At 37.6% G+C, this 11,630-nt stretch carries 10 protein-coding genes; 2 read left to right on the top strand and 8 right to left on the bottom strand.

Annotation, left to right across the window (positions count from 1 at the left end; genetic code table 11):
- Positions 1-4: 4 nt before the first annotated feature.
- From sugE to hydN, 4 genes are all read right to left on the bottom strand, one after another.
- On the bottom strand, positions 5-319 hold the full coding sequence (sugE, locus tag ABN256_RS06395; RefSeq protein WP_072069833.1) for a quaternary ammonium compound efflux SMR transporter SugE: 315 nt from the start codon (positions 317-319) through the stop codon (positions 5-7).
- A 185-nt stretch (positions 320-504) separates the two neighbouring features.
- On the bottom strand, positions 505-795 hold the full coding sequence (gene hybG, locus ABN256_RS06400) for a hydrogenase maturation factor HybG (protein ID WP_072069834.1): 291 nt from the start codon (positions 793-795) through the stop codon (positions 505-507).
- 8 nt (positions 796-803) lie between these two features.
- Positions 804-1,145 (bottom strand): hydrogenase maturation nickel metallochaperone HypA, encoded by a 342-nt coding sequence (gene hypA / locus ABN256_RS06405; protein WP_109409209.1) that lies wholly within the window; start codon positions 1,143-1,145, stop codon positions 804-806.
- A gap of 72 nt (positions 1,146-1,217) precedes the next feature.
- Entirely contained in the window at positions 1,218-1,775 is a 558-nt protein-coding gene (hydN, locus tag ABN256_RS06410) for an electron transport protein HydN (RefSeq protein WP_349439274.1), read from the bottom strand.
- Between the two features lie 417 nt (positions 1,776-2,192).
- On the opposite strand from hydN, the gene ABN256_RS06415 reads away from it, so the two are divergent.
- The gene (locus ABN256_RS06415; RefSeq protein ID WP_164525901.1) at positions 2,193-3,806 is read left to right on the top strand and encodes a sigma 54-interacting transcriptional regulator; all 1,614 of its coding nucleotides are present in this window, start codon (positions 2,193-2,195) and stop codon (positions 3,804-3,806) included.
- Positions 3,807-3,979: 173 nt separating this feature from the next.
- Positions 3,980-4,867: a 2OG-Fe dioxygenase family protein gene (locus ABN256_RS06420; protein ID WP_196554882.1), complete on the top strand. Its 888-nt coding sequence runs from the start codon at positions 3,980-3,982 to the stop codon at positions 4,865-4,867.
- 22 nt (positions 4,868-4,889) lie between these two features.
- On the opposite strand, the gene ABN256_RS06425 is transcribed toward ABN256_RS06420, so the two are convergent.
- From ABN256_RS06425 to fdhF, 4 genes are all read right to left on the bottom strand, one after another.
- Positions 4,890-5,666, bottom strand: coding sequence for a MurR/RpiR family transcriptional regulator (locus ABN256_RS06425; protein WP_115350572.1), 777 nt, complete (start codon positions 5,664-5,666; stop codon positions 4,890-4,892).
- A gap of 109 nt (positions 5,667-5,775) precedes the next feature.
- Positions 5,776-7,137, bottom strand: coding sequence for a 6-phospho-alpha-glucosidase (locus tag ABN256_RS06430; RefSeq protein ID WP_072069840.1), 1,362 nt, complete (start codon positions 7,135-7,137; stop codon positions 5,776-5,778).
- A gap of 14 nt (positions 7,138-7,151) precedes the next feature.
- Complete coding sequence (locus ABN256_RS06435) at positions 7,152-8,729, bottom strand: PTS transporter subunit EIIC (RefSeq protein ID WP_196554883.1); 1,578 nt, start codon at positions 8,727-8,729, stop codon at positions 7,152-7,154.
- Positions 8,730-9,027: 298 nt separating this feature from the next.
- Positions 9,028-11,172 (bottom strand): formate dehydrogenase subunit alpha, encoded by a 2,145-nt coding sequence (fdhF, locus tag ABN256_RS06440; RefSeq protein ID WP_340894930.1) that lies wholly within the window; start codon positions 11,170-11,172, stop codon positions 9,028-9,030.
- Positions 11,173-11,630: the final 458 nt, after the last annotated feature.

Genomic DNA, 11,630 nt, shown 5'->3' on the forward strand with positions numbered 1-11,630 from the left:
GGGTTTAACTCGCTAGTTTCAGCCCAATAATACCGAAAATAATCATCGCTAAACTCAATAAGCGATAGATATTCGCAGACTCACCAAAGACCAAAATACCAAAGATTGCAGTACCGACAGCACCAATACCCGTCCAAATTGCATAAGCAGTACCCGCAGGTAAACCTTTCATGGCATAAGATAACATTCCCATGCTTACAACCATGGCACTAATCGTGATAATACTTGGTGTTAAGCGTGTAAAACCGTGTGTATATTTAAGACCAACGGCCCAAACGATTTCCAATAAACCCGCAACAAAAAGAATAATCCAAGACATAACGTCCCCTATCGATAAATTGGGGTCGTCCCCTGAATACAAAGACAAAAAGCTGGGTCGTCCCAGCTTTTAAAAGATGAAGGTGTAGAGCATATTGATCTTTTCTGCTTGTTTTATAGCAAGAAAAGATCAACTCGACCTAGTATAAGAAAAAGAAATTAATCATGCAATAGCATAAAATTAACTCAATTTTTTTTAGGTGCGCCGTCTTCACCATAAAGAAAAGCAGAGACATCATCTTCCACTTCTCCCATTGCCATCAAGGCATCCAGAGTCTCTTTTGCTTCTTCTTCATTGACGATACTCATGGCAAAACCCACGTGTACTAATACCCACTTTCCAATCATCGTATGAGGCTCTCCCTCACAGACTAGTGCAATATTCACTTCACGTTTTACACCACAAACATCGACCATTGCATTTTCAGTGATTGTTTTTCCTACTTCAACAACCTGACCTGGAATACCAAGACACATAACAACCCCTATTCGATCTCTATTTGCTTTATTCGCATTGCATCATCATTCTCAACACGCATATTTTGGCTACCACAAGACGGGCACCCTGCGTTAAACGTTGAAACCGTCACGACTTGATGACAATCCCAGCACCACGCTTTTGCAGGAATAACTTCTATATGTAATTCACAGCCTTGTGCAATAGTGTCTCTGCAAACAATATCAAAACAAAACTCAAGCGCACTCACTTCAACACAAGATAATGCACCAATTTCCATCCATACGCTTTTTACTTTTTTTGCATTATTTAATTTTGCCTGAGAATCTATTATCTCAAATGCACTTTGGCAAAGTGTGATTTCATGCATGTCGATACCTTATTGAAGCAGGATAAATAATAGCAACTATAGTATCAGTACATAGTTGCTTTATTATTGATCTTAAAACAACAATTCAGCACCGGTTTCAAAAGCCGCTTTACGACGACGCTCTTTCACCATATCTTCAAGTGCGTCTCTATCAATACACACTAAAGCATGTGTTGGGCAAACTTCAATACATGCAGGCCCCGCTTCTCGGTGATGGCATAAATCACATTTATTTGCTTCAGCCTTAAATGCATCAATAGTATTGAGCGCAGTTAATTTGCGCATAATAGGGCGTGAAACCACCTCCATAGTGCCATAAGGGCAAGCCAACACACAGGTTTTACAGCCGATACATTTATCCTGATCGACATAGTAATAATCTTTATTATGAATAATGGCACCATTCGGGCACACATTTGCACAAGGGGCATCTTCACATTGGTGACAGACAACAGCTGTACTAATTGAGAATCCTTTAACCACATGAATTCGTGGTTGAAAATTTTGCTCACTAATTTGCTCAATGGCTAAATTATCTTGATCGGCTTGTTGATGTGAAACCACACAAGCTACCTCACAAGTATGGCAACCAATACATTTTTTAGGGTCTGCAATGATGAAACGGTTCATCATATTCTCCTGCTTTTTGTTATATATAGCTGTTATATATAGCCGTTATATATGGCGATAAATGCAACGAGTTATTCTAATTAAGAGTAATAATTAGAGTATCTATAGAATGAATCTAGCACGGTTCATGCCAATATATTTTTGATATAACTATTCCTTATTTTTCAATTAAATAATTTTTAAATAAAAATGATTATTAATTAATAAATAAGTCACTTCGTCAAATTATTCGACATTTTTGACGATAAATTAAAACGCTATATAATCAAATATATAACAATTTGATAAGTTTATATTTTTAAGTTTCATTACAGATACAAAAATAGCGGGTTGGATCAAAAATGATTCAGTCATTGATATAAATTTATTATAAACCTACTACAATATAGCTAATTTTTTAGGGCAATCGGTGGTGTCATGAAATTAAGCAGTAACAATGCTGAAACTATGGAGAGCCTTCGTAATGAGCGTAACCAATATCGAATATTGGTTGATATCACAAACTCTGTATTAGCTCACCTAGACATGGATGGTCTTATTTCTGAAGTCTCTAAAGAAATACATCGTTTTTTTGGACTAAATCATATTAGTCTAATGTTATGCCGTACTTCATCACAAAATAGTCATGAAGGTATTCTTTATTCTAGTCGTTATCAGAGTGGAAAATCAGTCATCCGCCAACAACGTAAGTTTAGTAGCGCGAATAACAAAGCAGAAGAAATTATTAATCAAAATAAACCTGTCTTAATTGATATTAATAATGAAGATCAAGAAGATGTTTTGATTAAACGTCTAGTTAAGCAAAATATGCAGACGGCTTTGTTATTGCCACTGGCTTTTAATCATAAACCACTAGGTTTATTAATTTTAGCACATGAAATCGGTAGTGTTTTTACCGACGATACCTGCCAATTGCTACAACAGATTGCTGCTCGTATTGGTATCGCTATTGAAAACGCAGCTGCATATGAAGAAATAACGCATCTAAAAGACAGTTTAAAGAATGAGAATATTTGGCTTAATGAGCAAATAGATAAAAATGGATGCTTTAGTGAAATTATTTACCAAAGCGACGCTATGCATAATGTGCTCGAACAAATTGAATTAGTGGCACAAAGTGATAGCACGGTACTTATTTTAGGTGAAACAGGTACAGGTAAAGAATTAATTGCACGAGCGATTCATCGTCTTAGTCAGCGCAAAGGTAAGTCGATGATAAAGATGAACTGTGCTGCTGTACCTTCTGGCCTATTAGAAAGCGATCTTTTTGGCCATGACAAAGGCGCATTTACGGGTGCAACCAATACACATATTGGTCGATTTGAAATGGCGGATAAAAGCACTCTATTTCTTGATGAAATTGGTGATATGCCAATTGAATTACAACCTAAACTGCTTCGTGTTCTTCAAGAGCGAGAAATAGAAAGACTGGGTGGTAATAAAGTTATTCCTGTTGATGTTAGGCTGATTGCAGCAACCAATAAAGATCTTCATGAATTAACAGATGAAGGTGAATTTAGAGAAGATCTCTATTATCGCCTTAATGTCTTCCCTATTATTATTCCGCCGTTAAGAGAACGACCAGAAGATATTCCACTTTTGGTTAAACATTTTACACAAAAAATTGCCCGTAGAATGGATAGAAAAATAGATTGTATTCCGGCCAATGCATTGGAACAATTAACACTTTATCCATGGCCAGGTAATGTCCGTGAGCTTGAAAATATTATTGAGCGTGCTGTTATTTTAACTCGAGGTTCAACATTAAACCTTCAATTAAAAGAGCTTCACATTAATAAGCCCTCTCGTTTAAAACAGGTACTAACTCAACCATCATCAATTGAAAAACGCATGCAAACTAATGCGCCAGAAAGTGATGATGAGGAGCGAGAAAGGATCATTCAAGCGTTAAGAGAAACCAATGGTGTTGTTGCTGGAGCCAGAGGTGCAGCTTTAAAACTAGGATTAAAACGAACAACGTTATTATCACGGATGCAACGTTTAGGTATTTCAATTCCAGAAATACTTTAATCTTGAAATAATTTCTTATTTATATAAAGAGAGTGTAATAATTTTATTACACTCTCTTTTTTAATTCATTTGAAACTTATTAATCTCTATCTATAATAAAAGTAATTATATTTTACTTATTATTCCTCTAATTAATTATTAATAATATAAATCATCAATGGAGCATATTATATATGAACAGCCTGCTTACAAATAAAATTAATGAGATAAAAAAAGAATATAAAAATAATAAATATGTCTTTATTCCTCAAAATGTTGTTATTGATTTAATAAAACAATTAGGTGCTGAAGAAAAAGATATTAATACTCTGATAGAGTACGGCGATTATTTAGCACAAGATCCCACCCTTTCGTTTCGTCACTCTCGAACAGGGCGCTACCTTTTTGATAATGACATAGAAACTATCTCCAGATTAGAGTACCAACCTTTTGTTCTTACTGAGGAAGATGGATTTATTCGTGAAGACAGTGGTGCACAAAGACATTTTAGAGCACTTGATGATCGCTGGCAGAGCAATACAGCCTATCAAGCCTTATTAAAGTTAAAAATGCTATTAATTCAAGGTAATACATTTACTCCTCGCCACTTAACAGATCAACAATCGCCAAAATCAATATCGACTGTTTTTCATTTAAGATTAATTGCTCAACCGGATTCTTTAAGCGAACTTTCAATTGAAGGAGTGCATAAGGATGGAGTTGACCACACCATGATTGTTACGATGAATAAGCATAATGTTAAGGATAATACAGGTGCTTTACGTGTTCATTCACCACAAGAAGCCATAGGAACACCTTGGCAAGAAATTAATCCTGAAAATGTACTTTATGAACACAATAATGCACAATATCTTGATGTTTTATTAATTGCAGATAATGAGTTAAATCATAGTGGTACACCTATTTTTACTCATGATAATAAAAATCAGGCTTACCAAGATTTTATGGTTTTATTATCTCGTTATCCTACCGTTGATGCTCACCCGTCACATAAATTTGATTCAATGAATGCACACCCTGATTTACCCTTAACGCTTTATTTAAATCAGTCAGTTGCTTAGTCATAAAGCGTTATTATATAAATTAAAATCGTTGAGCTCGGCTAAGTAATAAATCAATAATCAAGACAAGGTTCGATTCAAAAGATGAGCTTTCGATAGTGTCACAATGATAATTCACTGCATCGTCATAAATGGGAAAATGAATATCAGCAAGTTCTGCCAACGGATTGGCACTTGCGCGAGTAAATGCAATAATCTTCATACCAATACTTTTTGCTATTCTCACTTTTTCAACCACTTGCTCTGTCTCTCCACTACGAGATATCGCAATAAAAACGGTATAGCGTGAAGCATTATTAATAAAGATATTCTTACTGTCGCTCAATCCTGAGAGAAATGCATCCTTGCCAATCAGTTGTAATCGCTTACTGATATATTCTGAGAATATATGAGAAAATCCTGCACCATAAATAAAAAATGAATTCTTACTGTTAATTAAATTAACAAAAGCGTGTCTTTTTTCATCTGAAATTAACGTGAAGGTTTTTAAATAATTTGCCAAAAACTGATCAAAAAGAGGCTCTGTTACCTCGTTTTCATCACTTTTTAATTGATGAGATTTTTCAGCCGTGGATAACAACTGCTTGCAATAATAAACCAACTCGCTATAACCAGAAAAACCTAATTTCTGGCAAAGTCGCATAATGGTCGTTGTCGAAACAAAATTGGCTTGTGCTAGTGCTCTGATCGTAAGTTTTCCAACTTGTGCTGGGTTATCAATTAAATAAGAGAGAATACGATATTCTGCGCGTGTTAATTCTGTTGCTCTTGAGAGTAAAGATGATAATCGTGCCGACATACCGGTTACCTTCATTGATACATCGTCCTTACCAACATAAAAGGAAAATGCTGTTCTGGTGATAGAACAGCATTTTTATTCAATTACTCGTTAACAGCAAGTGTTGAGATCAAACACGCTTGCCCTTTACATAAGCTTTACGTAATTCAGGCCAATATTCACGATTTGCTTCGATCATATCATCAAGGATCTTCTTCGCGTGGATCACACTTGGAACTGTTTTATTCAGTGTGAACGCCTCTAGTGCTTTTTCATAGCTACCTTCTAATGTTGCTTCCACCAATAATTGCTCTGATGCCAGTTGTTGTTCCAGTAAAGTCCGATGGAAACGAGGAATATCGCCGACACGAATAGGCTCAGGACCATGAGACGTAATATAAGCGGGTACTTCAACCATCGCATCATAAGGCAAATCAGAAATTGCGCCTTTATTTTCAACAATCACCAAGTGACGCTGACGTAAATCAAAAGCTAAAGAGCAAGCAACATCAACAATAAAGGCACCATGAACACCGACATGGAATGCATCTGGTAAAATCCCCGTCTCTTTATATTCTCGAGCAGCTTCAAACAGGCGTTTTTCACGACCATCCATCACTTCGTTTGCACGAGTGTAGTCAGGATCTTGATGTTCCACGATATAATTTGGCATCAAGTAGTACTGTAAATATGGGTTTGGAATATATTCAGGGAATGCTTCCATTAATGGCTGAATATGACGCCACGTCTTTACCCATGATGGATCAGAATGTTGTGGGTCAGTTTGTGCCGCATCTTCTGTTAAAAGACCAAATTTAGCGATATGTTCACGTAATTCAGGCAGTTTTTCTTCGCCTTTTACGCGCACTGAAGTAAACCAACCAAAGTGATTTAAGCCAAAATAATCCACATCTAAATCATGACGATCCACTTTTAATACAGCGGCCATATTACGCATTGCCGCAACAGGCATATCACAGATATTCAATACTCGAGCATTAGGACGTAAACGACGCACACCTTCAGCAACAATCGCCGCTGGATTAGAATAGTTTACAATCCATGCTTTAGGAGAGGCATGTTGTTCAACTAAATCAATTAGCTCAACCATTGGTAAAATAGTGCGTAAGCCATAAGCAAGTCCTCCGGGTCCACAGGTTTCTTGCCCAACAACACCATGACGTAATGGAATTTTTTCATCCTGTTCACGCATTTTGTATTGACCCACACGCATTTGGGCAAATACAAAGTGAGCACCATCAAATGCCGTTTCTGGATCTGTTGTCACCGTAAATTTAATGGTCTCACTATGATCACGGATCACTTTTTCAACCACGGGTGCAATAGTATCTTGGCGATCTTTATCAATGTCGTATAAACGAATTTCACTCAGTGGAAAATCCTCTAAACGTACCATTAAACTTTTTACAATTCCCGGTGTATAGGTGCTTCCGCCGCCTGCAATACTTAAGATAAAAGGTGATTTCGTCATCTTACTTTCTCCTATTAAAGTGCGGCTTCGACCGCTTCACGCATTTTTTTTACATGTAATCCATAAACCACTTGAACATTATTACCGTGGCGAACAACGCCTTTAGCACCGGTTTTTTTCAGTAGATCTTCATGAATTGCATCGACATTTTTAACAATGACTCGTAAGCGCGTATAACAATTATCAACAACTTCAATATTGTCACGCCCACCTAGCCCTTCAATAATATCTTCACCTAAGCTATTAATTATTTTAGTGTTTTGTTCCTCACCAGTGACTACTTCTGCTTTTTTCTTATAGTCTTCTTTGCTATATAGTCGCGTTTCTTCATCATCATCCTCTCGCCCAGGAGTTTTAAGATCTAGTTTTAAAATCAAGGTTCTAAAGATAACGAAATAGAGAGCTGACATAATCAAACCCACCACGATATACATTGGCCAATTTGATTTTTCAGTCCCTAACGGCAAGTTATATAAAATGAAGTCAATGACACCATTTGCACCAATCGCATGAACACCTAATAGGTAGAACAGCATCATGCCAATACCCGTCAATACGGCGTGAACTAAAAATAGAACAGGAGCAACAAAAAGGAAGGAAAACTCAAGAGGCTCTGTCACCCCTAGCAAGAAAGAAGTTGCAGCCGCAGGAATTAAAATCGCCTTTGCTATCTGCTTTTTCTCTTTTTTGGCTACAGAGATCATGGCTACAGCTGCTGCTGTTAGACCGAACATTTTAGCAATACCACGAGCATCCCAAATTACAGTGCTACTGAGTTGTTTCACGTCAGGACAAGCCATTTCAGCAAAATAGATATTTCTTGCACCTTGGTAAGTTGTGCCACAAACATCAGCAACACCGCCTAGTTCGGTATACAAGAATGGGGTATAGACTAAATGGTGTAATCCTGTTGGGATAAGAATGCGTTCTAAGAATCCATAAATCAGCGCACCAAAAGCACCAGAGTCATGAATAACAAGTGCCATTTTAGTAATACCTGCCTGAGCAAAAGGCCAGATTTCACACATTAAAACGGCCAATGCAATGGTGAAGGGAATAGCAATAATGGCGACAAAACAATGACCAGAATAGATAGCCATAATGCCACTAAATTGACGACCTGAATAACGATTATAAAGCCATCCAGATATTGCCCCTGTTAAAATACCGGCAAATACTCCCATCTCAAGGACTTGTACACCTAACACCATGCCTTGACCTGCGGCTCGCATCTCTTCTGCGCTAACCAACTTCCCTTGCAGTGTTAGCGTAATATTCATCGCATTCGTGAAAATAACAAACACGACTAAGCCAATTAGCCCTGCATAACCTTTATCTTTTTTTGCTAAGCCAACAGGAATACCTACAGCAAAAATCAGCGCCAAATTGACTAAAATAGCAACCGATGATTTTGCGAGTAATTGTCCAATACTTTGAATAACCGGGTGATTTAAAAACGGAATATATTCCGCAAGATTGCCATTACCAAAGACGTTACCTAAAGCGATATATAAACCGATAATAGGCAATATCAAGACGGGTCCATATAAGGATTTACCAAACGCTTGTAGGGCATTAATGAGTTTTTTCATACAGTATCTCGTTGTTGTTTTCTTACACTCATTTCCATGACAGCATCCTGCGCTGGCCTTAAATAAAAAGCAATTTATCCACTTGATTTAGAAACGGATTACGTCAAAAGTAACATGTTACTTTTTTTATTGTGAGCCAACGCATGGTGAATATTCAGACAGATAAAAAGAGGGTTTAACGATAAGCTGTAGAAAAAAGAGCTTGTGACAATAAAAAATTATAAAAAAAACCGAGCTTACTGACACAAGGTCAATAAACTCGGTCTTAAGGCAGAAAAGTAATATTAATCAGATAAAATTAGCCCTCGGCGGCTTCTCTTAAACGACGTTTAATATTGCTATATTCCGTTTTCACATAGTGTTCTGCCTGAGCCTGTTCCTTGATTGGCTCAACACATACTGCACAATATTTATACTCAGGTGTTTTGGTTATTGGGCTTAAGTTTTCCGCAACGAGTTCGTTACAAGCACCAATCCACCACTGGTAAGTCATATATACCGCGCCTTTATTCGGTCTATCACTGACTGCAGCACGCGTAATCACTTTACCTTGACGAGAGCGTATCCAAACTAGCTCTTGATCTTTAATTCCTAGTTGTTTGGCATCTTCAGTGTTTAACTGAACATAACCCGGCTCATCAGCTAATGCCGCCAATGCTTTACAGTTACCCGTCATTGAACGGCAAGAGTAGTGCCCAACTTCACGGACTGTTGCCAGCACCATTGGGAATTCATCAGAAAGTTTGTCAATTGGTGGTGCCCACTCACAAGTAAAGAATTGACCTTTACCATTAGGGGTATCAAAGTTACCACCATCATACAAATATTGTGTACCTGGACTATCCTCTGTTGGGCAAGGCCATTGAATATAAGCCAAGTCCGCCATTTTTTCGTAAGTCGCACCATAATAAATTGGGCATAACTCACGCAACTCATCCCAAATCTCTTTGGTATTGTTGTAATGCATTGGATAACCCATTGCGGTTGCCATCAGACTGATGATTTGCCAGTCTGTTTTCACATCACCAACAGGTTCAACCGCTTTATAGAAACGTTGGAAACCACGGTCTGCAGCAGTGTAAACACCTTCATGTTCACCCCATGATGTTGCAGGGAAGATAACGTCAGCAATCGCTGCCGTTTTGGTCATAAAGATATCTTGGACTATCAGCAGTTCCAGTTTTTCAAAAGTTCTACGGATGGTTGCTAAATCAGGCTCAGTTTGCAGTGGATCTTCACCCATTACATAGTGAGCTTTTAATAAGCCGTGATCGATATTATGAGGAACTTCACTCAATGCATAGCCCACTTCTTCAGGCATAGATTCAATGCCCCAGAACTTAGCAAACTTCTCACGTGCTTTTTCGTCGGTAACGTATTGATAACCTGGTAGTGTGTTAGGTAATGCTCCCATATCACACGCACCTTGTACGTTATTTTGACCACGAACGGGGCCAACTCCGACATATTTTTTACCTAAATTACCGGTTAATAATGCCAAACTAGTCAATGAACGGACAGTTTCAACACCTTGGTAGAATTGAGTAACACCCATCCCCCAAAGAATTGTTGCTGTTTCTGCTTTTGCGTACATACGCGCAGCTTCACGAATGATTTGAGCACTTAAACCTGTTGTTTCTTCAACCGATTCAGGTGTATAGCTTTCAACTAATTTACAATATTCTTCAAACTGCTCAGTATGATTTTCAATAAAGGATTTATCATGCAATCCTTCTTCAATAATCACATGTGCAATTGCATTTAATAGCGCAATGTTAGAACCATTTTTTAAGCCTAAGTGTAAATCAGCTAAGCGTGCTGTTTCGATGTAACGAGGGTCACATACAATAATTTTGGCACCCTTTTCTTTCGCCTTAACAATACGACGAGCAACAATAGGATGCGAGTCTGCGGCGTTATAGCCGAAGACAAATAGACATTTGGTATCCTCAATCTCGACGATTGAGTTGCTCATAGCACCATTACCGACCGAACGCTGCAGACCTGCAACCGAAGGGCCGTGTCAGACACGAGCACAGCAGTCTATATTATTATTTCCGATAACCGCACGAGCAAATTTCTGCATAACGAAGTTAGCTTCGTTACCCGGACCTCGTGATGAACCGGTTGTCATAATAGATTTAGCACCGTATTTCTCTTTGATAGCAAGCAGTTTGCTACTGGCAAACTCAATCGCTTCTTCCCAAGAAACCGATTCTAATTTTCCGCCTCTTTCTCGACGGATCATCGGTGTTTTAAGACGTGGAGTCAGTATCTTAGTATCATGGATAAAATCCCATCCATAATACCCTTTCAGACACAGCTCACCTTGGTTTGTTAAACCATTGGCTCCTTCAGCGCCAATGATTTTACCGTTTTCCACCTTCAGGTAGATTTTGCATCCTGAGGCGCAATACGGACAGACCGTGATGACTTTTTTCATCAACATTGCTCCTGTGTTCATCAACTTTCAGGTTATTACCTGATCTTCTCCTTTATCTATGCAGAGAGTGTGCCAAATAAGCATATTTTTTTAGCTTTTTGTAATGCAATGAAAAATAAAGGGAAATAAATATGAATAAATCAATGAACAAGTAACGAATAATGAAATAGTGAGGAGTCATCGACACTAATGACGATATTTATGTCGACTTTCATTTCTATCAATATACGTTATGCATAAGGAGTTATAGCGAAAAAATATCTTTCATTTGATAAGAAATAACAATTGAGCAAATACGCTTTCTTATCTGCCTTTATCGAGGCCTTGCCGTATATAATGATGACAACATCCTAATATCTCTACCAATATTTCTATTTACTAGAACTATTCAAAATTAATAATTTTGATATTAATGTTATTCAAATAAAAAATTTTTAAACTTCAATAAAAAAAAGCAC

It is taken from the genome of Proteus sp. fly-1008 (genome assembly GCF_040140305.1).
GTDB classification, from domain to species: Bacteria; Pseudomonadota; Gammaproteobacteria; order Enterobacterales; family Enterobacteriaceae; genus Proteus; species Proteus vulgaris_B.

Bases quoted from the DNA above. Each gene is read 5' to 3' on its own strand.
- sugE (WP_072069833.1), bottom strand. From the start codon at position 319: ATGTCTTGGATTATTCTTTTTGTTGCGGGTTTATTGGAAATCGTTTGG.
- hybG (WP_072069834.1), bottom strand. From the start codon at position 795: ATGTGTCTTGGTATTCCAGGTCAGGTTGTTGAAGTAGGAAAAACAATC.
- hypA (WP_109409209.1), bottom strand. From the start codon at position 1,145: ATGCATGAAATCACACTTTGCCAAAGTGCATTTGAGATAATAGATTCT.
- hydN (WP_349439274.1), bottom strand. From the start codon at position 1,775: ATGAACCGTTTCATCATTGCAGACCCTAAAAAATGTATTGGTTGCCAT.
- ABN256_RS06415 (WP_164525901.1), top strand. From the start codon at position 2,193: ATGAAATTAAGCAGTAACAATGCTGAAACTATGGAGAGCCTTCGTAAT.
- ABN256_RS06420 (WP_196554882.1), top strand. From the start codon at position 3,980: ATGAACAGCCTGCTTACAAATAAAATTAATGAGATAAAAAAAGAATAT.
- ABN256_RS06425 (WP_115350572.1), bottom strand. From the start codon at position 5,666: ATGTCGGCACGATTATCATCTTTACTCTCAAGAGCAACAGAATTAACA.
- ABN256_RS06430 (WP_072069840.1), bottom strand. From the start codon at position 7,137: ATGACGAAATCACCTTTTATCTTAAGTATTGCAGGCGGCGGAAGCACC.
- ABN256_RS06435 (WP_196554883.1), bottom strand. From the start codon at position 8,729: ATGAAAAAACTCATTAATGCCCTACAAGCGTTTGGTAAATCCTTATAT.